Raw genomic sequence first — 22938 nt, 5'->3', positions numbered from 1 at the left:
GGCCGGCCCCTACAGGACGGTCTCCACGCAGATCATCGCGACCAGCAGGACGACCAGCGCGCCGAGGTGGGCGGCCGACGACCACAGGCCGATCGGGACGGTCGCCGCGGCCAGCAGCGCAGCGGCGACCCGCACGGCGGTCCGTCCCATCCCGAGCACCCGGCGGAACCACAGGTCGCCGAGCAGGAACAGCGCGGTTCCCCCGGCCAGCGCGACGGCGGGGCCCAGGCCGAGGTGGTCGTGGCCGACGGCCTTCTTGATTCCGGCCGCCGTCGCGACGATCCCGAGCAGGATCGGGATGTGGGCGTAGAAGTACGCGCCCAGGATGAGCCGTGTCCGCTGGACGACGTCGGCCCGCATCAACGCGTGCTCGGGCCCGCTCTCGCCGCGTCCGAAGTACACCCACCACAGCGACGCGGTGAGGGCGAGGCCCAGCAGGGCCGCGATGATCAGCGCCGCGCCCGGGTGGCCGTCGGTCGCCCCGATGCCGATCGCCACGATCGACTCGCCCAGCACGATGATGACGAGCAGGCCGTGCCGTTCGACGATGTGCGCGGGGTGCAGGGGAAAGCCCTTCTGCCCGATGAAGATCGGGCTCAGCCAGATCAGCACGAGGGCCGCCGTCCACAGCGCGTAGTTCCACGGCGAACCGGCGAAGGCGGCGGCGAAGACGAGCGCGGTCGCGGCCAGGTTGAACGGCACGACCCGGGCGATGGCGGCCGTCGCCTGCAGATAGAGCCCGCCGTGAACGAGCACGATGACGAGGTAGCCGACGGCGAACGCCACGCCGCTGCCCGAGAATGTGTGCGGGATGGCCAGGGCCATGATCAGGAATCCGGCCATGCCGCACAGGATCAGCACCCGCCGGGCCGCGCGCTCCGGCGGCACGGTGTTGGTGAGCCAGGCGTAGCCGGAGTACATCCACCAGAGCAGACCGAAGATCAGGACCGCCTGCACGGTGCCCTGGCCGGTGAACCCCGCTCCGTTCCGCCGGGTGAAGTCGTCCACCAGCAGCGACGTGAGCTGCGTGATCGTGAAGACGAAGACGAGGTCGAAGAAGAGCTCGATTGTGGAGACGCGCAGTTCTGCGTCCGGAGCGGTCGGCTCGACGCGCTCGGCGAACCAGCGGGGGAGAGGCATGGCGCTTATTGTGCCGGTTACACCGCTTTCTTGATTACATATTTTCACGTGCTCCGGAGGCCGGAGGCAGCACCCGGTCGCCGAGTCCCGGAAACACCTTGGCGACCTTCGCGGTCAGGTAGTCGCCGTACGTGCCGGTGAAGGCCCGCAGGTCCAGGCCGTCCCAGCGGGCGCGGCCCCCCTCGCGGGCGGGCAGGGAGGGCAGCGGCGGCACCTCGCAGTCCCAGCCCGGGTCGAAGAAGAAGGGGAAGGAGAGCCTGCCGCGGCCCGTGGCGTTGCGCACGCGGTGCGGGGTCGACCGATACAGGCCGCCGGTCAGCTTGTCGAGCATGTCGCCGATGTTGCAGACCAGGGTGCCGGGGATGGGCGGCGCCTCGATCCAGCCGCGGGAGGTGTGCACCTGGAGGCCGGGATTGTCGTCCTGGAGCAGCAGCGTCAGCAGACCGTAGTCGGTGTGCTCGCCGACCCCCCACTCCTCCGGGCCGGCGTACGTCGGCGGCGGATAGTGGAAGATCCGGAACAGGATCGTGGGCGTGGCCGTGTAACCGGCGGCGAAGTAGTCCTCGTCGAGTCCCAGGCTCAGCGCCACGCCCCGCATGACCGCCTGCCCCGCGTGGGTGAGGGCGTCCATGTACGCGAGCACGGCCCGGCGCAGTTCGGGCACCTCCTCGGGGAAGAGGTTGCGTCCGTGCAGCGGCCGGGGGTCGTCGGGGTCGAGCTCGGCGCCGAAGTAGACGCCCTCCTTGAGGTCGGGCCGGCCGGAGGTGAGCTCGCCGCCGACGGGGAAGTATCCGCGCCAGGCCCGTCCGCCGCGTTCCATGGAGATGCGCGACTTGTGCTCCTCCGGCAGCCGGAAGAAGCGCGCCGCGGCGTCCCTGAGCTCCGCGATCAGGGCCTCGGGCACCCCGTGGCCGGTGATGTAGAAGAAACCGCTGTCCAGGCAGGCGGCCTCGATCCGGCGTGCGACCTCGGCGCGCGCGTGGCCCGCGGTGGGGCCGGTCCCGGGGCCCGTCCCGGGGCCGGTGAGGGCGGTGACGTCGATCACCGGCAGTGGTCCGGCGGCGTTCATACCCCATATCCCACCATCCGGGAGGGCCGCTCGGAAGGCTCCTTTACCCGCTTGCCGGTCGTGTGGCGCGTGTCAGCACTTCGACCCAACGGGACCATCTCGTCCGGTTTGTTCCGTTACCGATTAATAACGCCCTTAAGGGTAAATTTCTTACGCATGGTTAATTCGGCCACGGCGTGAGTGGGCGATCACGTGGGTTTCTGGGATCGTTGGTCGGTCAGGAGTCGCATCGCGCTGTTCACCGGCACGGTGGTCGCCCTGCTGTGCACCGCGTTCTCGATCGTGCTGGTGTGGTCCCTGCACCTGGCGGCGCGAGACAGCCTTCTGCTGAGGGTGACGGCGGCGGGCGGGCGGGTCGCCTACCTCGTGGACCATGGACAGGCGGGGAGCGTGCTGCCCCCCAGCGGGCCGGATCAATCCGTCCAGGTGGTGGACCCGCAGGGCAGGGTGCGTTCGGCGACGCCGGACATCGCCGGAAAGCCGGCCATGGCGACCTTCCGTCCCACGGCGCCGAGCCGCAAGGCCACGCGCGAGGTCTGCGGTGGCGTCTTCGGCGCTGACGGGTGTCACATCGTGGTCGCGCAGCAGGTCTACGCCAACGGCGGAGACTGGACCGTCTACAGCGCCGCGCCGGTCCAGGAACTCGACGTGCCGCCGGGCCTGGTGGCCGGTCTGACCGCGGGATCCGCGCTCGTCACGGCCGCCGTCGCGTACGGCGCCCGGCGCAGCGTGAAGCGGGCGCTGTCGCCGGTGCGGGCCATCAGGGCCGAGCTCGACGAGATCAACGCCTCGGACCTCGGGCGGCGGGTGCCGGTCCCCGAGGCGAAGGGGGAGATCCACGACCTCGCGCAGAGCGTCAACTACACGCTGGACCGGCTGGAGGAGACGCTCGAGCAGCAACGGCGCTTCACCTCCGACGCGTCCCACGAGCTGCGCAGCCCGATCACCGCCATCCGCGCGCAGGTGGAGGACGCGCTGCTCGCGCCGCAGGAGTCCGACCTGCGGGAGATCGGTCCGGCCGTGCTGAAGAGCCTCGAACGGCTCCAGGCGATCGCCTCCGACCTGCTGACGCTCGCCCGTCTCGACGCGGGCGCGCCCTGCGAGCGTGAGCCGCTGGACCTCGGCGGGCTCGTGGCCGCCGAACTGGACGCCCGCCGTCCGCTCAGGAGGATCGTCTCGCAGCTGACTCCCGGTGTGGTCGTCCGGGGAGACCGCATCCGGCTGGGCCGCCTGGTCACCAACCTCCTCGACAACGCCGAAAGGCACGCCGTCACCACCGTACGGCTGGAGGTGCGCAGAGAGAACCCGCTCGACGGCGACCCCCGGTTCCGTTCCGGCGTCGCCGTGCTCGAAGTGCTCGACGACGGCGCGGGGATCTCACGTGACCAGCGGGAGCTCGTCTTCCAGCGGTTCACCCGGCTGGACACGGCCCGCAGCAGGAACGCCGGGGGAGCGGGTCTGGGCCTGCCCATCGCCCGGCAGATCGCCGAGAGTCACGGCGGCACGCTGACGATCATCGACAGCCCGGGCGGCGCGCGCTTCCTCCTGCGCCTGCCGCTCTCCCGGGAGCCCTGACCGGGGCGGCCGGCCCCTGCGCATCCCGCATACCGGAGTCCAGGGCCGCGCCCGTGGCCCGTACGCCTGACCCGGCGTCAGCGAGCCTCGGCCCGGCTCTCCGTGGTCGTCTCGTCCTCTCGCCGGGTGCGCCGCTGGCGAGGCGTGGCCTTGCGTACCGTCGTCGTGGCCGGAGCCTCCTCGCCGGGCCGCTCCTCGTCACGCCGCCCTGTGGCCGTCCCGGTTCCGGCCCCGGTTCCGGCCGCGGTGGAGCCCGCACTCTCGCCGGAGCCGCCCGCCGGTGCCGGGTTCGGCGACGCGGGCGAGCCGGCGGAGGGGGCGGGCTTGGACTGCCGGTCCCCGGAAGCGGGCCCGGACGGGGCGGGGCGGGCCGGGGCAGTGCGGGCCGGGGGTTCGCCCGCGCCCGGCTCGCCGGGTCGTGGCGGACGCAGCGCCGCGATGACGGCGTCGGCCTCCGCGTCGGCCGCGAACTCTCCGGCCGCCTCGGCCTCGCGCCGTTTGATGACCACCATGTGATCGACGGAGATCCGGCCCGCGCCGGTGACGGCCAGCAGCACGGAGGCGGCTCCGAGGGCCACGATCAGTTCGATGTCGCCTCCGGTGAGCGGCAGGCCGTTGTCTCCGGCCGTGACCACGAACACCGCGAGGGCCTCGGCGAACAGCAGCAGCCCGACGGCCGGCACGGCGAGGCCCGCGATCAGCAGCGTGCCGCCCACCAGCTCGGTCAGCATGGTCACCGGCGCCCACACGTGGGGCAGCGGGGCCTGGAGCGCGGTGAACTGGTCGGCGGTGGCGTTGAGGCCGGCTTCGAGCTTCTGCCAGCCGTTGGCGAAGAAGATCCCGCCGACGCCCATGCGGGCGGCCAGCGAGGCTAAGTCGTGCAAGGTTCTCTTCACGGCTTCTCACTCTGGGTGGGGGGTGACTTGCCCGGACACTTCCCCGACTGCGCCGCCGTCATGCGTCCGGCCCGCTCAGGTCCGTACGCCGTCGGACTCCTCGGCATCGGCGCTCGCGGGGGTGGGAACGTGGCGGGGGAGCAGCAGGGCCACGGCCAGCGCGGTGAGCGCGAGCAGCGCCAGGCTGACGACGATGGTGGAGTGCAGGGCGGTGACGAAGGCCGCGCGGGCGGCCTCGAGCAGCGCGGTTCCGGTCGTGCCGGTCTCGTCGGCCACGTGCGCGGCCGCGGCCAGCGACTCGCGCGCCTGCGCCATGAGCCCGGCCGGGATCCCCGGGACGCTGGTGAGGGAGGGGGCGTACACGATCGTGGTGATCGTCCCGAGCACGGCGATGCCGAGGCCCGCCCCGAGCTCGTAGGCCGTCTCCTCGATCGCGGCGGCGCCCCCGGCCCGCGACTCCGGCACGGTGGCCATGATCGTGTCCGATGCCGCCAGCAGGGCGACCTCGACGCCGAAGCCGATCCCCACGAAGCAGGCCGTCAGCATCACCGGATGCTGCTCGGTTCCCCAGGTCAGCACGGGGGTGAGGGACAGCGCGGTCAGGGCGAGGCCGCCGCCCACCGTCGCGCGCAGCCCGACGCGTCCCAGCACGTGCGCGGCGGCCAAGCCGCCCGCGATCGCCGCGACCATGAGCGGTAGCATCCGCACGGCGGCCTGCAGGGGCGACAGCCCCAGCACGAGCTGGAGATACTGCGCCAGCATCAGCTCCAGCCCGACCAGCGCGAAGATGGACAGCAACACGCAGCCGACGCCGGTCGCGAAGCCGCGCTGCGCGAACAGCCCGATGTCGAGCAGAGGAAACGGCAGCCGCCGCTGCCGCCGAACGAACCAGACGAGCAGCGCGACACCGGCCACGAGCACGGCGAGCGAGAGCCCGCGGCCCAGGGTGTGCCCCGACCCCGCCTCCTTCAGCCCGAACGCGACGGCCAGGATGCCCACGGTGGACAGCGCCGCGCTCAGCGCGTCCCACGGATGGTCGGCCCGCCGCGGCGACGCCGGCAGGATCCGTACGGCGAGCGGCAACGCGACCAGCAGCAGCGGCACGTTGATGAGGAAGACCGCGCCCCACCACAGGTGCTCGACGAGGACCCCGCCGATCAGCGGCCCCACGGCCGCTCCCGCGGCGGCGACGGCGCTCCAGACGCCGAGCGCGATCGCCCGCTCGCGCCGGTCGGTGAAGACCTGCCGGATGATCGAGAGCGTCGCCGGCATGATCATCGCGCCGCCGACGCCGAGGAAGGCCCGCGAGACGATGAGCGCGAGCGGCGTCGCGGCGAACGCGGCCGACAGCGAGGCCAGGCCGAACACCACGTAGCCACCGAGCACGAAGGGCCGTCTGCCATATCTGTCGCCCAGCGTGCCGAACGTCACCAGCAGCGGCGCGACGACCAGCGAGTAGATGTCGATGATCCACAGGAGCTGCACGGACGACGGCTCCAGGGCCGCGGTGAGCGCCGGGACGGCGATGTGCAGCACGGTCGCGTCGACCGCGATCAGGAGCAGGCTGAAGCAGAGAAGCACGAGCACCGACCACCGGCTCGCCCTGTGCTCCCGCAGGGCACCCGCGGCGCGGACGGTGGCGGACTCGACCGAAACCATGATCATAGCCCGCTCAGTGCTCCTGCTCCGAAATCCCGGCCGGCTGGAACATGCGTGGCAGCTTAGGCCATGGGAAGCGGATCTCTCAGCCCTTCGGGTGATGTCGGGAACAAATCGCCGGATCCGTATCACCCCAGGTGGTCACGCGGAGCAATCCGCCCGCATCCGGTAGTCGCGTACCACCCGGCTCGGGCGGGCGTCCCGCTCCGGCGACGTGCAGGGTTCACCGTGCCGCATGGGTCCACCCATTCCGTTCGCACGTGCGGTATAACCGGGGTCGAAGCGGGGAGGCGTCGATGCGGGACTCCGACAGGGCACGGGCGGCGAGCCTCTTAAGCCGGACTGCGGCACGTGATCTGTTCGAACAGGTGCGTTTCCGCTATTTCCAACTTCCGCCGTTCGCGCGACGCGCGTTGTTCGTCGTGCTGCTCGTCGCCACCATGGGACTGGCCGCGGCGCTCAACTGGTCGCTGGCGCCCACCTTCATCTACACGTTCCTGGCGCTGTGCTTCCTCGTGCTGGCGCTCAGCTACCCGCGCGCCGCCGCGACCGTGCTCGTGCTCGCCGGGTGGGGCCTGCTGCTGCCGCTGTTCATGGGCGTGTTCGGCGGGCAGTCGATCGTGCCCGGCGCGTTGATGCTGCTGGGCGCGCTGACCGGCGTCGCGGCCCACCTGATCCGCTGGGTCCCGCCATGGTTGACGACACTGATGGCCCTCGCGCCCGCCGGCGTCGTCGCGCTGTCGCTGTCGCCGCTGTCGTCGTCCGCCGCCCTGTGGGGCGCGTACGGCGTCGCCGCCGCCGTGCTCCTCTACCGCCTGGTGCTGGCCCGCAGGGTGCGCGCGGAGGCGGAGCGGGAGGCGGCGGGCGCCGAGACCCAGGTGCAGGTGCGCGGCAGGGCGGGCGGCCACCAGTCCGCCGCGGCCGAGACCGGCGCTCCGCCGCCCATCACGGTCGAGCAGGCGCTCGCGGAGCTGGAGTCCATGATCGGCCTCGAACCGGTCAAGGAGCAGGTGCGCGCCATCGCCGCGTCGATCGAGGCGGCCCGGCTGCGCAGGGAGGCCGGCTACGCCAACGAGCGGCCGATGCGCCACTTCGTGTTCGTCGGCCCTCCCGGGACCGGCAAGACCAGCGTCGCCAGGTCGCTCGCCAAGATCTTCTACGCGTTCGGGCTGCTGGAGACGCCGTTCGTGGTCGAGGCGCAGCGGGCCGACCTCGTGGGGGAGTACCTGGGGGCCACGGCGATCAAGACCAACGAGCTGATCGACCGCGCGCTCGGCGGCGTCCTGTTCGTGGACGAGGCGTACAGCCTCATCAACTCGGGCGACGGCCAGCCCGACCGGTTCGGCGCGGAGGCCGTGCAGACATTGCTCAAGCGGGCCGAGGACGACCGTGACCGGCTCATCGTCATCCTGGCCGGCTACGAGCGGGAGATGAACGACTTCCTCGCGTCCAACCCGGGGCTGTCGAGCCGCTTCGCCACCCGGGTGCGCTTCCCCAGCTACAGCCCCGCGGAGCTGCTGGAGATCACCGAGGCGCTGCAGCAGCGCCGGGGCGACCGGCTCGCCCCCGAGGCCCGTCCCGTGCTGCGCCGGCTGTTCGAGGACGTGGAGCGCCGGGGGCTCGTCGACGACCTCGGCAACGCTCGTTTCGCCCGCAGCCTCACCGAGGCCGCGGCGCAGGCCCGCGACGTCCGCGTGGTGAGCGCGGGCGGGGCGCCGCGCGGCGAGGACCTGGTCACCACCACCGCCGACGACGTGACCAAGGCGTTCAACGAGATCACCGCGCGATACCGCGGCTACCAGGTCACCCCGACCCTGGACGAGGCGCTCGCGGACCTCGACACGATGGCCGGCCTCGAACCGGTCAAGCGGCAGGTCCACGCGATCACCGCCCAGCTCAAGGTGGCCAGGATGCGCCAGGAGCAGGGCCTGCCGGTCCAGTCGCAGATGCGGCACTTCGTGTTCGTCGGCCCTCCGGGCACCGGCAAGACGACCGTCGCGCGCATCCTCGGCCGGATCTTCTCCGCGCTGGGCCTGCTGGCCCGGCCCGACGTGGTCGAGGCGTCGCGGGCCGACCTGGTCGGCCAGCATCTCGGTGCCACCGCGATCAAGACGAACGAGCTGGTCGACCGGGCGCTCGGCGGGGTGCTGTTCATCGACGAGGCCTACGGCCTGGTCAACACCGGCTACTCGGGGGGCGACGCCTTCGGGGCCGAGGCGGTGCAGACCCTGCTGAAGCGCGCCGAGGACGACCGCGACCGCGTGGTCATCATCCTGGCGGGCTACGAGCGCGAGATGGACGCTTTCCTGGCGACCAACCCCGGCCTGGCCTCCCGGTTCAACCAGCGCGTGTCGTTCCCCTCCTACAGGCCGTCGGAGCTGACCGAGATCGCGGAGCTGCTCGCCTCCGGGAGCGGGGACAGGTTCGACGCCTCGGCCGCCCGCGACCTCGCCGACGTCTTCGACTGGGTGTGCCGGGAGGGGCTCATCGACGGGCTGGGCAACGGCCGCTTCGCACGGTCGCTGTACGAGCGGGCCGCGCTGCGGCGCGACGTCCGGCTCGCCGAGCAGGCGTCGGCGAACGCCGCCGAGCTGACGACGATCACCAGCGAGGACGTCCGCAGCGCGGTAGACGAGTTGTCCTGACGGCGTAGGGAACCCCCGGACGCGTGTCCCGATGGCCGCAGGCCGTCACTTCCTGCTACTAATCGACTGCGTATGGTAGCTGGAGGATCGGAGAAGCACGTGAGAGCACGATGGCCGGTTGTCCTGGCCACACTGGCCGCTCTGTGGGCCGCCGGTGCCTGCGGCGTGCAGCGGGGGCCGGGTGAACCGGACAACGGGCTCGCTCCCTCCCCGGTCAAGGCGTACGACATCAATCCGCTGGCCCGTGACAAGGTGAAGGACGGCGGCACGCTCCGGTGGGGGCTCACCGACTTCCCGACCCAGTGGAACCGCAACCACATCGACGGCGACGGCACCGGCGTCAAGGCGGTGACGGACGCGCTGATGCCCCGCACGTTCCGGTCCGACGAGCGCGGGCGGCTGACCCTCGACACCGACTACGTGACCAACGCCAGGATCACCGCGACCTCCCCCCGGCAGGTCGTCACCTACTCCATCAACCCCAAGGCGAAGTGGTCGGACGGCAGGCCGATCACCTGGACGGACTTCGCCGCGCAGTGGAAGGCCATGAGCGGCCGCGACCGGGACTACCGGGTCGACTCGACCATCGCGTACGAGAACATCCAGAGCGTGGCCAGGGGGGCGAGCGACCGCGAGGTGGTGGTCACCCTCGCCCAGCCGTTCAACGAGTGGCAGTCCCTGTTCACGCCGCTGTATCCCAGCACCACCAACGCGACCGCGGCGGCGTTCAACGCGGACTGGATCAACCGCATCCCGGTGACCGCGGGGCCGTTCCGCGTGCAGCGCCTCGACGCCAAGGGCAGGACGGTCACGCTCACCCGCAACCCCGCCTGGTGGGGCAACCGCGCCAAGCTGGACGGCATCGAGTTCCGGACCGTGCGTCCCGACCAGATGGTCCACGCGTTCACCCGGGGAGATGTGGACCTCTTCGAGGTGGGCCCGTCCCCCGACGACTACGCGAGGGTCAGGGAGGCCTGGGACGCCGTGATCCGGCAGGCCGCGGGCACCCAGTATCGGCAGTTCACCTTCAACGGGGAGAGCCCGATCCTGGCCGACGCGCGGGTGCGCGAGGCCGTCGCGGCGGCGCTCGACCGCCGCGGTCTCATGCAGGTGGACCTCAAGGGCCTCGGCTGGCCGACCGTGACGCTGGACAACCACTTCCTCATGAACAGCCAGTACGGCTATCGCGCCAACGCCGGGGAGATCGGCGCGTACGACCCGAAGCGGGCCGGGAGGCTGCTCGACCAGGCGGGCTGGAAGCTGTCGGGCAAGACCCGCGTGAAGAACGGCAAACCGCTCACGCTGCGCTTCGTCGTCCCCGACGGCATCGTCATGAGCGGCGTCGAGGCCGACGTCGCCCGGCAGATGCTCGATCGCGTGGGCATCCGGGTCGACGTGCGCAAGGTGTCCTTCGACGACTTCTTCGGCAAGCACCTCATCCCCGGCGACTTCGACATCACCGCCTTCGCCTATCCGAGCACGCCGTTCCCGGTGTCGAGCGCCTTCGACATCTACGCGAACGGTGAGACCGGCGGCCGGGGCGACGACGTCGAGTGGTACTCCAACCTCGGACGCAGCGGGAGCAAGCAGATCGACGAGGCGATGTACCGCGCCGGCAGCACGCTCGACCCCGGCAAGGTGCCCGGCCTGCTGAACGAGGCCGACGGGCTGGTCTGGAAGAAGGTCAACGTGCTGCCGCTCTACCAGAGCCCCCAGGGCGTGGCCGTGCGGTCCGCGCTGGCCAACATCGGGGCCAACGGGTTCTTCGACCTCAGGTACGAGGACATCGGCTACGCCTCCTGAGCGGCCGCCCACGGGTCGCCTCCGGCGCGCCGGAGGCGAGCCGTGGGTGCCCGGACAGGCCCGGCGGTCACGTGAACGGCTCCACCGTCACGCCCGCCTCCACGAGCGCCTTGCGGACGGCGGTGGCGATCCGTACGGCGTCGGGCGTGTCCCCGTGCACGCAGACGGACCGGGCGCCGACGCGCACCTCGCCGCCCTCGATCGTCGTCACCACGCCCTCCGTGGCCATGCGCACGGCGCGGGCCGCGACCTCGTCCGGATCGTGCAGCACCGCCCCCGGCCGCCTCCGGGGGACCAGCGTCCCCTCGGGCGTGTACGCGCGGTCGGCGAAGCACTCGGCCACCGTCGGCACGCCGTGCCGGGCGGCCACCCGCGACAGGGCCGACCCGGGCAGCGTGAGGATCGGCAGCGCCGCGGCGGCGGTGAAGGCCGCGACGGCCGCCACCACGGCCTCCGCCTGCTCCTCGTCCCGGCAGGCGCGGTTGTACAGGGCGCCGTGCGGCTTCACGTACGACACCCGCCCGCCCATCGACCTGGCCATGCCGTCCAGGGCGCCGAGCTGATAGAGGACGTCGGAGCACAGCTCCTCGGGGTCGACCTCCATCTCCCGGCGGCCGAAGCCGGCCAGGTCCCGGTAGGAGACCTGGGCGCCGATCGCCACGCCGCGGTCCACCGCGGCCGCGCAGGTGCGGCGGATGATCAACGGGTCGCCCGCGTGGAAGCCGCAGGCGACGTTGGCGCTCGTGACCAGGTCGAGCAGGGCCACGTCGTCCCCGAGCCGCCAGATCCCGTAACCCTCTCCGAGATCGGCGTTCAGGTCCATCACACCAGCGTTCATCGCCCTGCCTCCCGCAGCTCGGTGCGGTCTCCATCCTGCCGCAGGGAGAGGGGTCGCCGCGGTCAGGCGGGAGGTTCGTCCGGGATGTCGGCGATGTCGTCCAGTGCGGCGGCCAGCTCGTCCGGATGGTCGCCGATGCGCTCGGCGATCTCGATGAGGACGTGCAGCACGTCGTGCCGGTCGTGCCCCAGGTCGATCAGGCGCTGGGCGGCCTCCCACAGCTGCGGCGGGTCGCCGACCCACAGCCGGCTCGCGATCTCCTCGTGCCAGGCGAGGTGCTCCTCCAGGTCCGTACGGCCGAGCTCGTCGGCGTGGTCGATCTCCAGCAGGATGCGCCGGTCGGCCTCGTCCGCCGGGTTCAGCAGGTCGAGGCTGGTCGAGCCGCGCATGCCCTGCAGCAGGGGGAACGCGAACGCCCGCCGGGCCAGGGCGGACAGGTCGCCGTCGGGCAGCAGCCGTTCCACGAGAGAGCGGTCCAGCCCGAAGGTGGTCGGGTCCCGGTAGGCCTCGGTGAAGCGGGCCGTCGCCTCCCAGACCGCGTCGAGCGTCGCCCGGACCCCCTCATCGGGCAGGCCGATCCTGGGGCCGGCGAAACGCACCCACGCCGACAGCACGTGCGGCATCGCGTCCTGCTCCGACGGGCTGAGCAGGACCTTGCGCGGCAGCCAGTCGAGCAGGAACGTCTCGCACTTGGTCGGGCTCACCCGCATCGGCCGGCCGAAGTCCTGGTCGCAGCCGTAGTCGATGATGTGGTCGGCGCACCGGGAGGCGGCCGACGGGTCCGACAGGTTCTCCGCCGCGTCCGACGCGAGGAACTCGGCCGCCAGCATCGCGCGGCGGTCGCGGCTGTAGGGCGCCTCGGTGTGCGCGGGGGCGGGCCGCATCCGCCCGGGCGGCAGCGCCTTGATCCGGGCCCGGGCGAAGGCGTGGTAGGCGCTGTAGCTGTCGCTCACCAGCTTCCGCCCCGTGCGGCCGTGCGCGGCGGCCCTGGTGGCCTTCATGGCGAACTCCAGCAGCGCCCGCGCCTGCTGCGGCTCCAGCTCCTCGAACCGCAGCAGCGCGTTGCCCGCGGCCTCCAGCCTGGCCTGCTCGAGCAGCTTGTCGACCTGCGACGACACCCAGGCGTCGCGGGCCATGCCGCCCATGTTGTAGTCGACGACCACGACGAGCGCGTGCCTGTCCTCGCCGTTGTAGGCGAACGTGCACACCACGGTGTCCTGGTCGCCGTACACGTCCCTGGAGACGTAGCAGCCGGTCGGCTTGACCGCGCCGACGCGGTCCGCCCAGCGGGGCCTGGCGACGTCCGACTCCATCAGCGCGAGCGCCGCGCCCTCCGCCTTGGCCGCCTGGCGGGCGGTGCCGAGGTAGGCGACGGAGACGAGCAGGGTGAGCGCGGCAGGCGTGCCGGCCTTGGCCGCGTAGTCCACCAGCCCCTCGCCGAGGATCTGCTCGACGTCGCCGCCGCGCAGCCGCCTGCCCCACCACGCCCCGAGCATGTCGGAGACCATGAGCTCGGCGTCGAGCGGGCTGCGGACGGCGAGCAGCTCCCTGGCCGCCAGCAGCATCTCCGCGAACACGTCGTCCGGCGGCCGGGTCTCCCGGGGGTCACGTCGGCGCCGGCGACTCACGAGATCTCGCTCCGCTCGCTCACGGTGACCACCCTCTCGCATTCCCGCCGCGAAGGGCATCAGGAACACGGCCCGGTGACTTCCCCGTTATCTGCCGCCCCGGCCGTGCCCGCCGTACGGGCACGGCCGGGACGCCCGCCGGGCGATCGCCGCGCGGCACCTCACCTCCGGGAAGGCGGCGCCGAGTTGACCATGCCCAGGAGGCGTTCCCGGGCGACCCGCTCGACGATCTCCGGTGTTACGTCGAGTCCCAGATGCTCGCCGCAGGCCCAGGTGTCGGCGACGCACCTGGCGACTGCGGACAGGGGGACGGTCAGGAATTCCGCGGCCAGCCGGTGGGTCACGAGTTCCGCCGGTTCACGGAGACCAGGCTCCGGTGATGGGCCGCCACTGATTCGTGCTGCGAGTACGGGCATGGACTGCATTCCTCGCTGAATGGGGACCTGCCGCCCCTTATTCCACCTCTTTCCCCGGCGGTGTCAAGCCTTGGCGGGCCGCCGCGTGGGAAGCTGATCCCATGCGCATCCGGCTCGCCCAGGATCCCGAGGCCGACGAGCTGCTCGGCCGCAGCCCCCTCGCACTGCTCATCGGCATGCTGCTCGACCAGCAGGTGCCGCTCGAGCGGGCCTTCGCGGGGCCACGTACGATCGCCGACCGGCTCGGCCGCGACCTGGACGCGCGTGAGATCGCCTCTTATGATCCTGAGCAGTTCGCGGCTCTGCTCGCGGCGACGCCTGCGGTCCACCGTTATCCGAAGGCCATGGCGGCCCGCGTCCAGGCGCTCGCGACCTATCTCGTCGAGCATTACGACGGCTCGGCCGAGAAGGTGTGGCAGGATGTCCGCGACGGTGCCGGGCTGCTGCGCCGGCTGCTGGCACTCCCCGGATTCGGCCGGCAGAAGGCCCAGATCTTCCTGGCCCTGCTGGGCAAGCAGTGCGGCGTGCGCCCGGACGGCTGGCGTGAGGCGGCCGGGCCGTACGGCGAGGAGGGGGTGCACCGGTCGGTGGCCGACGTCGTCGACGCCGAGAGCCTGCAGTTGGTCCGCGCGACCAAGCAGGAAGCGAAGCGGGCGGCCAAGAAGTAGGCCGGATCCTCCTGCGCGAGACGCCGGTCTTTTGACAGGATGCGTTGACCGCATGGCGGGCGGGGCTTCCGTCCGCGCATGCCGATCGCCCATGATGTAGGGCAGATCTGCGCTACCAATCACAGTTATGGAGATGTGCCTCGTGGGAGACGCTGGCACGCGACGGAGGTGCCGACCATGAGCGCCGAAACCTCCGTGCCCCGGCCCCGGGAGCCCGGTTTGGACATATCAGACTCCGACCTCTTCAGAGGCCTGATGTCGGAGGCGCCGTTTGCCTTCGCATTTTTCAACCCGGATGGGCGTTTCGTCCGGGTCAACTCCACCTTTACCGAGCTGACCGGCCATCCTGTCGAGTTGCATCTTGACCGCCAACCGTCCGAGCTGCTGCCGGCCGACCTGACCACCATGATCGATGGGGCGCTGCGCCGGATCGCCGACGAGTCGCTGCCGGTCACCGACCAGCGGATCAGGACCCGCGCGGGGAACGGCGACACCCGTCACTGGACGGTGTCGTTCTACCCGATGCGCGGCGACGACGGCGTCGTCGGGACCGCGTTCTTCGGCGTGGACGTGACCGAGCGGCAGCTGAACGAGGAGGTGCTGGAGCGCAGCGAGGAGCGCTACCGCTCGCTGGTGGAGTCGCAGCAGCAGCTCGTGTGGATCACCTCGCCCAGCGGCGCGGTCGCCGAGGACGCGCCCCAGTGGCGGGCCATCACCGGCCAGGGCCTGGAGGAGTACCTCGCCCACGGCTGGCTGGACGCGGTGCACCCGGACGACCGCCCCGGCACCGAGGAGGCGTGGCGCGAGGCGCTGCGCGGCCGGACGATGTTCGAGTGGAGCTACCGGGTGCGCACCCGGGCCAGCGGCTACCGGCACTTCGAGGTGCGGGCCGTGCCCATCATCAGGCACGGCCGCGTGGTGGAGTGGGTCGGGGCGAACACCGACGTCACGCCACAGCGCGAGGCCGAGGAGATGCGCGGCCGCCTCACCGACCAGCTCGGCGCCGCCGCGCTGCGCACCGCCCGCCTCCAGGGCGCGACCGCCCAGCTCGCCGAGGCGCTCACCGTCGAGCAGGTGGTGCAGGTCATCATCGACGTCGGCCGTACGGCCCTCGCCGCCGACCACTCGTCCGTGGCCCTGCTCGACCTGGACCGGGCGACGCTGAAGCTGATCAGCAGCGGCGGCACCCCGGACAACCGGGGCGAGGAGATCGACCTCGCGAACCCCAACGTGATGACGATGGCGGTCAACAGCCGCCGCCCGGTCTTCGCCGAGTCGCCGGACAGCCTGCGCGCCCAGCTCGTGGACGCCGGCGCGGACGAGGCGCAGATCTCCGGCTTCCTCACCCAGACGGACGAGCGGGCCTGGGTGGGCCTGCCGCTGCTGGCGGCCGGGCGGGCGCTCGGCGCGCTGCGGTTCTCGTTCACGCGGACCCAGAAGATCTCGCAGGAAGACGGCGTCTTCCTGGAGGCTCTCGCCGGGCAGTGCGCCCTCGCGGTCGAGCGGGCCACGCTCTTCGAGCGCGAGCACAAGACGGCCGAGACGCTGCAGCGCAGCCTGCTGCCCGAGCGCCTGCCGGTGGTGCGGGGGCTGACCCTCGCCTACCGCTTCCGCTCCGGCTCCCGTCACGTGCAGGTGGGCGGCGACTGGTACGACGCGTTCGTCCTGCAGGACGGCCGGGTGGCGGCCGTGGTGGGCGACGTCATGGGCAAGGGCGTCAAGGCCGCCGCCGGCATGGGCCGGATCCGCAACGCCATGCGCGCGCTCGCGCTGACCAACCCGCCCCCGGCCGCGGTGCTGACGGGGCTCGACCGCGTCTTCGAGGCGACCGAGGAGGAGGAGCAGGTCACCACCCTGGCGTACATGGTCGTCGAGCCCGGGACCGGGGAGGGCACGCTGGCCCTGGCCGGTCACCCGCCGCCGCTGCTGGTCTCGCCGCAGGGCGTCGGGCTGCTGCACGAGACCGAGCCGGGCACTCCGCTCGGCTGGGCCACGAGCCGCAAGCAGTTCCGGTTCTGCGTGCCGCCGGGTCACACCGCCGTTCTGTACTCGGACGGCCTGGTGGAGAACCGCAAGCGCGGGCTGGACGCCGGACTCAGGGAGCTTTCGTCCGTCGTGGCCGAAGCGCCCCCGGAGGTCCTGAGCAGCCCGAATATGCTGCTCGATTTCCTGGTGGACCACATGCTGTCCGGGTATGAACAGGACGATGATGTAACGGTACTCGCGGTCCACGTGCCACCGGCCACGAAGAGTGACTGAATGAATCAGGCATAACGGTTGCTTTCGGGTATCAGTGACCTCCTTCCGTACGCACTAGTGTCTCGGTCGGCCTAGGGTGGAGGAGCAACCGGCGGGACGCGGCCGTATCACGTACCGTGGCGTGCCACAATGGCATGTCGCGGTCTGCGCGACCTCACCACCGGAAAAGAAGAAGCACCTGGGTCCATTCTCGCCATGCGTTCGTTCGAGAGGTGTTCGTGTCGCCTGCAAGTTCGACTCGCTCGAAGCCGTCGGAGCTGAACGAGCCAGTGATTCAGCAGCTCCTCGAGCGTGGGCGCTCGCAGGGTTTCCTCGAGTCCGAGGATGTCCGCAAGGCCTTCGAGGAAGCGGACATCCCGATGTCGCAAGCCGCTGGATTCCTGCGCAGCCTCAGCAAGGAGGGTGTGACCGTCGTGGTGACGGCCGCCGACTCCGCGGCTCCCAAGCGTTCTCGAGGTCAAGCCAAGCGCCGCACCACCGCGCCCGTCAAGAAGACCACCAAATCCGCGGCGGCCAAGGAGTCGCAGCCGGAGACCGTGACCGCCGTGGTGACCGACTCCGCACCGGCCGCCAAGCCGGCGCCGAAGAAGCCCGCGCCGGCCAAGCCCGCGCCGCCCGCCGCCAAGGCTCCGGCCAAGCCCGCTCCGCCGAAGAAGGCCGCGCCCGCCAAGCCGGAGGCCCCCACCGCGGGTCCCGAGGGTAAGGCGCCCAAGGCCGACTCCAAGCCGAAGTCCGCCGACATCGCCGAGGACGACGAGGACATCGACCTCGAAGGTGATGTCGACATCGAGGACTTCGACATCGAGGTCGAGGACGTCGAGATCGACTCCGAGGCGGAGACCGAAGAGTCCGACACCGAGTCCGAGGGGGAGGCCGAGGGCGAAGAGCCCAAGGCCGAGGCGCTCGTCCAGTCCGAGGACGAGGTGCTGATCCTCACCGACGACGATGACGACGCGCCCGTCGCCCAGGTGGCGGCGGCCGGCGCCACCGCCGACCCGGTGAAGGACTACCTCAAGCAGATCGGCAAGGTGCCGCTGCTCAACGCCGAGCAGGAGGTCGAGCTCGCCAAGCGGATCGAGGCCGGCCTGTTCGCCGAGGAGCAGCTCGCCCAGGAGGTCGACAGCCTGCCCGTCGACGTCCGCGCCGAGCTGGAGTGGATCGCCGAGGACGGCCACCGCGCCAAGAACCACCTGCTGGAGGCCAACCTCCGGCTCGTGGTCTCGCTGGCCAAGCGGTACACCGGCCGCGGCATGCTGTTCCTGGACCTGATCCAGGAGGGCAACCTGGGCCTGATCCGCGCGGTCGAGAAGTTCGACTACACCAAGGGCTACAAGTTCTCCACGTACGCCACCTGGTGGATCCGGCAGGCGATCACCCGGGCCATGGCCGACCAGGCGCGGACCATCCGCATCCCGGTCCACATGGTCGAGGTGATCAACAAGCTGGCCCGCGTCCAGCGGCAGATGCTGCAGGACCTCGGCCGCGAGCCCACGCCGGAGGAGCTGGCCCGCGAGCTCGACATGACCCCTGAGAAGGTCATCGAGGTGCAGAAGTACGGCCGCGAGCCGATCTCCCTCCACACTCCGCTGGGTGAGGAGGGCGACAGCGAGTTCGGCGACCTCATCGAGGACTCCGAGGCCATCGTCCCGGCCGACGCCGTGAGCTTCACGCTGCTGCAGGAGCAGCTGCACTCCGTTCTCGACACGCTGTCGGAGCGGGAGGCGGGCGTGGTGTCGATGCGGTTCGGCCTCACCGACGGGCAGCCGAAGACCCTCGACGAGATCGGGAAGGTCTACGGCGTGACCCGCGAGCGGATCCGCCAGATCGAGTCCAAGACCATGTCGAAGCTGCGCCACCCGTCCCGTTCCCAGGTGCTGCGCGACTACCTGGACTGACGTCACCAGTCGATCGTCCCCCCGGCCACGCACCACCGGCCGGGGGGACGTTGACGTGTAGGAGCGTCCCGCAGTAGGCGGAAGATCCAAGGGAGACGACTTAACACCGACGTAACCTCGCGGTAGCGCCACGAGCACGGCGACGCTCCTAGGCTCGCGCCTCATGGGAGTGATCGAAGTGGATCGGGCGCGTGCTCGGGGGCCACGAGTGATCCCGGACCGCCCTTGGGCGGACACCATGCTCGACGAGGCGGTCGAGGCCGCCTCCCGGGGCGACCTAAGACCGGCCGCGGCCGTCCTCGCGGACAGCAGGGGCGACCCGGAGACGCGGTCGCTGCGGGTGGAGGCGCTGTCGCGCGCCGTCGCCGGAGCGAGCCGGTCGATAGAGGCGATGCTCGCCTACGACCAGGGCAATCCCGACCTCTGGCTGTGGCTCGGCCGGGCCCGCCTGGAGGAGGCCTGGGATCTGCGGCCCGACGTGCGGGCCAGGGCGGTGCAGGCGGACCGGCAGCACGCCTACCGGTCGGCGATGGAACAGGCCAGGCAGCCGCTGCTGACGGCGGCGGGGATCGCGCGGAGCGATCCGGTGCCGTGGGAGTGCCTGATGTGGCTGGCGATCGGGCTGGACCGGCCGCGCACCGACAAGGACGCGGTCTGGTACGAATGCTCCCGCCGGTGGCCGACGCTGTATTCGGGGGCCATGGCCCGCCTGATCACCCTGTCGCCCGGCTGGGGCGGCACCGCCGGGGAGATGCTCGGCTTCGCCCGCTCGGCCGCCGCGCACGCCCCGGAGGGCAGTCCGCTCCCGGCACTCGTGCCGCTGGCCCACTTCGAGATCGTCGCCGCCGCGCGCACCCCCATGTCGCGGGGCGGCTGGTTCTCCTTCGAGGCGCAGCGCGACATCGTCTCGGCCGCCGGACACTGGGCGGAGCGGCGTCTCGGCGGGGCGCACCCGCGCTCGGTCGAGGCGCACAACATCTTCGGCGCCGCCTTCTACCTGTCCGACCTCCGGCGTCCGGCGCGCGGGCATCTCGCCAGGACGGGCGGCCGCTTCAGCCGGCTGCCCTGGTCGCATCTCGGCGATCCCGGGCAGCAATATCGCCGGGCCTGCGCCCGGCTCAACCTCTGACTCACTCGTCCACGATCACGTCGAGGGTCCGCGGCCTTCCCCGGCCGGCCGGCGCGGCCAGTTCCACCCGATGCCCGAGGCCGGTCAGCAGGTCGGCCAGATCCCCGGCCGTGCGGGGCCGGTCGGGGGTCTCGACGAGCGCGCGGGCGACCACGCCCCGGGTGGCCTTCGCCATGTGGCTGACGACGGTCCGCTTTCCGGCCGCCTCCCGCAGCACCCGCACGGCCACGCCGCGTTCGCCGGGCTGCCAGGCGGCGGCGTACGTCGCGGACCGCATGTCCACCACGAGCCCCTTCGTCGCGTCGAGCACCGCACTGATCGACGGCCGCCAGAACGCGGCCAGGCCGCCCATGGGCGGGAGCCGTACGCCCATGGACAACCGGTAGGGCGGCACGCGGTCGGACGGGCGCAGCAGGCCCCACAGCGCCGAGAACACGACGATTCTGCGGTCGGCCCGCCGCCGGGCCTCGGGGGAGAGGGTGGCCAGGCCCAGATTGTCGTACAGCACGCCCGTGTAGAGGGCGGCGACGGGCAGGGTGCGCGCCGTGGGAAGCGCCAGGTTGCGCTCGATCTCGCCGGCCTGCCCCTCCGACAGGCCGAGCACGTCGCGTGCCTCGGGCGTCCGGCAGAGCGAGACGAGGGCGTCGAGGACCTTCTCGCGCGGGGAGGCGAGTTCGGGGAAGCCGAGCCGGCGGACGGTGGAGGTGCCCCGCTCGGCCTTCCCCTCCGAGGGCGGAAGCAGGATGAGCACGGTTTCGCAGCCTACTGCGCCCCGACCGGGAAACTCTCCCGATCGGGGCGCAGCCCCTGAAGGGTGGCGTCGCTCACTCGCGGCCGGTGTCCACCGCCTTGAGCACGGCCTCCGCGATCGAGCGCGGGTCCACGCCGAAGTGCCTGCGGACCGCCTCGCGGGTGCCCGACAGTCCGAACCCGTCGGTGCCGAGCGAGGTCCAGGGCCGGTCGATCCACGGGCTGATCTGATCCGGCACCGCGCGCATCCAGTCGCTGACCGCGATCACCGGTCCCTCGGTCCCGGCCAGGGCCTGCCGGATGTACGGCACGCCCGTGGTGGCCATGGCGTCGCGGCGCAGCTCGCTCCAGGAGGTGACCGACCACACGTCCACGCCCAGGCCGTACTCCTCCCGGAGCAGCCGCTGCGCGTCCAGCGCCCAGTGGATCGCGGTGCCGCTGGCCAGCAGGTGGGCCTGGCCGCCACCGTCGGAGTACCGGTAGATGCCCCGGAGGATGCCCTCCTCCACGCCCTCGGGCATGGCGGGCTGCGGCATCGGCTCGTTGTAGACGGTCAGGTAGTAGAACACGTCCTCGCCGCCGGGGCCGTACATGCGCCGGAGCCCCTCACGCACGATCGTCCCCACCTCGTAGGCGAAGGCGGGATCGTAGGCCAGGCACGCCGGGTTGGCGGAGGCGAGCAGCTGCGAGTGGCCGTCGGCGTGCTGCAGGCCCTCCCCGGTCATCGTGGTCCGGCCGGCGGTGGCGCCGACGAGGAACCCGCGCCCGAGCTGGTCGGCCAGCGCCCACATCTGGTCGCCGGTGCGCTGCCAGCCGAACATCGAGTAGAAGATGTAGAAGGGGATCATGGCTTCGCCGTGGGTGGCGTAGCTGGAGGCCGCGGCCGTGAACGACGCCATCGATCCGGCCTCGGTGATGCCCTCAAGCAGGATCTGCCCCTCGGTCGCCTCCTTGTACGCCAGCAGCAGGTCCCGGTCGACGGACTCGTAGCGCTGGCCGAGGGGGGAGTAGATCTTGGCGGTGGGGAACAGCGACTCCATGCCGAACGTCCTGGCCTCGTCGGGCACGATCGGCACCCAGCGGCGTCCCGTCTCCGGCTCCTTCATCAGGTCCTTGACCAGGCGGACGAAGGCCATCGTCGTGGCGACCGGCTGCTTCGAGCCCTTCTCCAGGGCCTTGAACGGCGCCTCGCCCGGGGCGGGCAGCGGGGTGTGGGAGACCGTGCGGCGGGGGACGGGCCCGCCCAGGGCGCGGCGCCGCTCGGCGGCGTACCGTGCCTCCGGGGAGTCCGGACCGGGATGGATGTACGGCGGGAGGCCGTCGTCGAACGCCTCGTCCGGCACCGGCAGGCCGAGCCGGTCGCGCAGCGCGCGGAACTCGTCCTGGGTGAGCTTCTTCATCTGGTGGTTGGCGTTGCGCGCCTCGATGCCCGCACCGAGGGTCCAGCCCTTCACGGTCTGCACGAGGATCACCGTGGGCGCGCCGCGGTTGTCGAGGGCCCTGCGGTAGGCCGCGTACACCTTCTGCGGCTCGTGGCCGGCCCGGGATCCGCCGACGATGCGCCGCAGGTCCTCGTCCGAGTGCGGCACGTCCAGGCCGTGGAACAGCCGCTCCCTGATGTAGTCGCCCGTCGACGCGGCGAACGTCTGGAACTGCCCGTCCGGCACCTCGCCCAGCCGGGTCACCAGTTCGTCCGAGCCGAGCAGCCCGTCCCACTCCCGGCCCCACAGCGCCTTGACGACGTGCCAGCCCGCGCCCCTGAAGACGCCCTCCAGCTCCTGCACGATGCGGGTGTTGCCGCGCACCGGTCCGTCGAGCCGCTGCAGGTTGCAGTTGATCACGAACGTGAGGTTGTCGAGCCCTTCGCGGGCGGCCAGGGTGATGGCGGCCGTGGACTCCGGCTCGTCCATCTCGCCGTCGCCGAGGAAGGCCCATACGTGGCTGCGCGAGGTGTCCTTGATGCCGCGATTGTGCAGATAGCGGTTGAACCTGGCCTGATAGATCGCGTTGAGCGGGCCGAGGCCCATGGAGACGGTGGGGAACTGCCAGAAGTCCGGCATGGACCGGGGATGCGGGTACGAGGGGAGCCCGCCCTCGGGCTCGCGCCTGAACAGGTCGAGCTGGGCTTCGCTCAGCCTGCCCTCGAGGAAGGCCCGCGCGTAGATGCCGGGGGAGGCATGGCCCTGGAAGTAGACCTGGTCGTGGCCGCCCTGGAAGAAGTGGTTGAAGCCCACCTCGTACAGCCAGGCGGCCGAGGCGTAGGTCGCCAGGTGGCCGCCGAGCCCCAGCCGGCTGCCCCTGGTTATCATCGCTGCGGCGTTCCACCTGTCGTACGCCGCGATGCGTTCCTCCAGCTCCAGGTCACCGGGGTAGCCGGGCTCCTCGGAGGTGGGGACGGTGTTGATGTAGCGGGTGGTCGTCGCCAGCCGCTTCAGCAGGTAGTCGGCCCGTTCTGGGCCTGCTGCACGGCGGACCGCCTCGAGGGATTCGAGCCATTCGGCGGTCTCCTGCGGGTCCAGGTCTTCTTCCATGAATCCATTAAACACCCTAATGATCGATCATAGGATG

General features: G+C 71.6%; 16 protein-coding genes. 7 read left to right on the top strand and 9 right to left on the bottom strand.

Going from position 1 to position 22938, the window contains the following annotated elements; all coding sequences use genetic code 11:
• Window positions 1-9: 9 nt before the first annotated feature.
• Both ACIBK1_RS11730 and ACIBK1_RS11725 read right to left on the bottom strand, forming a co-directional pair.
• Window positions 10-1140: a low temperature requirement protein A gene (locus tag ACIBK1_RS11730; RefSeq protein WP_051761195.1), complete on the bottom strand. Its 1131-nt coding sequence runs from the start codon at window positions 1138-1140 to the stop codon at window positions 10-12.
• Window positions 1141-1174: 34 nt separating this feature from the next.
• Entirely contained in the window at window positions 1175-2209 is a 1035-nt protein-coding gene (locus tag ACIBK1_RS11725) for an isopenicillin N synthase family dioxygenase (protein ID WP_030505724.1), read from the bottom strand.
• Window positions 2210-2401: 192 nt separating this feature from the next.
• Between ACIBK1_RS11725 and ACIBK1_RS11720 the strand changes: the two genes are divergently transcribed.
• Window positions 2402-3784: a sensor histidine kinase gene (locus ACIBK1_RS11720; protein WP_156080722.1), complete on the top strand. Its 1383-nt coding sequence runs from the start codon at window positions 2402-2404 to the stop codon at window positions 3782-3784.
• A 77-nt stretch (window positions 3785-3861) separates the two neighbouring features.
• Here the strand turns inward: ACIBK1_RS11720 and ACIBK1_RS11715 are convergent, their stop codons facing one another.
• Window positions 3862-4680, bottom strand: coding sequence for a DoxX family protein (locus ACIBK1_RS11715; RefSeq protein WP_396734273.1), 819 nt, complete (start codon window positions 4678-4680; stop codon window positions 3862-3864).
• A gap of 75 nt (window positions 4681-4755) precedes the next feature.
• Window positions 4756-6345: an MFS transporter gene (locus ACIBK1_RS11710; protein WP_204053579.1), complete on the bottom strand. Its 1590-nt coding sequence runs from the start codon at window positions 6343-6345 to the stop codon at window positions 4756-4758.
• Window positions 6346-6635: 290 nt separating this feature from the next.
• Here ACIBK1_RS11710 and ACIBK1_RS11705 point away from each other — a divergent pair, with 290 nt between their 5' ends.
• The gene (locus tag ACIBK1_RS11705) at window positions 6636-8984 is read left to right on the top strand and encodes an AAA family ATPase (protein WP_396734270.1); all 2349 of its coding nucleotides are present in this window, start codon (window positions 6636-6638) and stop codon (window positions 8982-8984) included.
• Between the two features lie 99 nt (window positions 8985-9083).
• Complete coding sequence (locus ACIBK1_RS11700; RefSeq protein ID WP_063754529.1) at window positions 9084-10787, top strand: ABC transporter family substrate-binding protein; 1704 nt, start codon at window positions 9084-9086, stop codon at window positions 10785-10787.
• Between the two features lie 67 nt (window positions 10788-10854).
• Here the strand turns inward: ACIBK1_RS11700 and ACIBK1_RS11695 are convergent, their stop codons facing one another.
• The 3 genes from ACIBK1_RS11695 to ACIBK1_RS11685 form a co-directional block, all read right to left on the bottom strand.
• Window positions 10855-11625 (bottom strand): LamB/YcsF family protein, encoded by a 771-nt coding sequence (locus ACIBK1_RS11695; protein WP_030505718.1) that lies wholly within the window; start codon window positions 11623-11625, stop codon window positions 10855-10857.
• Window positions 11626-11687: 62 nt separating this feature from the next.
• The gene (locus ACIBK1_RS11690; protein WP_036404971.1) at window positions 11688-13190 is read right to left on the bottom strand and encodes a hypothetical protein; all 1503 of its coding nucleotides are present in this window, start codon (window positions 13188-13190) and stop codon (window positions 11688-11690) included.
• Window positions 13191-13414: 224 nt separating this feature from the next.
• Entirely contained in the window at window positions 13415-13597 is a 183-nt protein-coding gene (locus ACIBK1_RS11685; RefSeq protein ID WP_373320547.1) for a hypothetical protein, read from the bottom strand.
• Between the two features lie 173 nt (window positions 13598-13770).
• Here ACIBK1_RS11685 and ACIBK1_RS11680 point away from each other — a divergent pair, with 173 nt between their 5' ends.
• From ACIBK1_RS11680 to ACIBK1_RS11665, 4 genes are all read left to right on the top strand, one after another.
• Complete coding sequence (locus ACIBK1_RS11680; RefSeq protein WP_030505715.1) at window positions 13771-14337, top strand: HhH-GPD-type base excision DNA repair protein; 567 nt, start codon at window positions 13771-13773, stop codon at window positions 14335-14337.
• 177 nt (window positions 14338-14514) lie between these two features.
• A complete protein-coding gene (locus tag ACIBK1_RS11675) occupies window positions 14515-16596 on the top strand; it encodes a SpoIIE family protein phosphatase (RefSeq protein ID WP_030505714.1) in 2082 nt (693 codons plus the stop codon).
• A 218-nt stretch (window positions 16597-16814) separates the two neighbouring features.
• The gene (locus tag ACIBK1_RS11670; RefSeq protein ID WP_030505713.1) at window positions 16815-18491 is read left to right on the top strand and encodes an RNA polymerase sigma factor; all 1677 of its coding nucleotides are present in this window, start codon (window positions 16815-16817) and stop codon (window positions 18489-18491) included.
• 163 nt (window positions 18492-18654) lie between these two features.
• Window positions 18655-19620, top strand: a complete 966-nt coding sequence (locus tag ACIBK1_RS11665; RefSeq protein ID WP_030505712.1) for a hypothetical protein — start codon at window positions 18655-18657, stop codon at window positions 19618-19620.
• A gap of 1 nt (window position 19621) precedes the next feature.
• On the opposite strand, the gene ACIBK1_RS11660 is transcribed toward ACIBK1_RS11665, so the two are convergent.
• Both ACIBK1_RS11660 and aceE read right to left on the bottom strand, forming a co-directional pair.
• On the bottom strand, window positions 19622-20371 hold the full coding sequence (locus ACIBK1_RS11660) for a YaaA family protein (RefSeq protein WP_030505711.1): 750 nt from the start codon (window positions 20369-20371) through the stop codon (window positions 19622-19624).
• Between the two features lie 73 nt (window positions 20372-20444).
• Window positions 20445-22901, bottom strand: coding sequence for a pyruvate dehydrogenase (acetyl-transferring), homodimeric type (aceE, locus tag ACIBK1_RS11655; protein WP_396734265.1), 2457 nt, complete (start codon window positions 22899-22901; stop codon window positions 20445-20447).
• Window positions 22902-22938 lie beyond the last annotated feature (37 nt).

This window comes from Microbispora rosea (genome assembly GCF_044460045.1).
GTDB classification, from domain to species: Bacteria; Actinomycetota; Actinomycetes; order Streptosporangiales; family Streptosporangiaceae; genus Microbispora; species Microbispora rosea.
The sequence above is the reverse complement of the archived record's forward strand: the minus strand, read 5'-3'. Positions and strand labels throughout refer to the sequence as shown.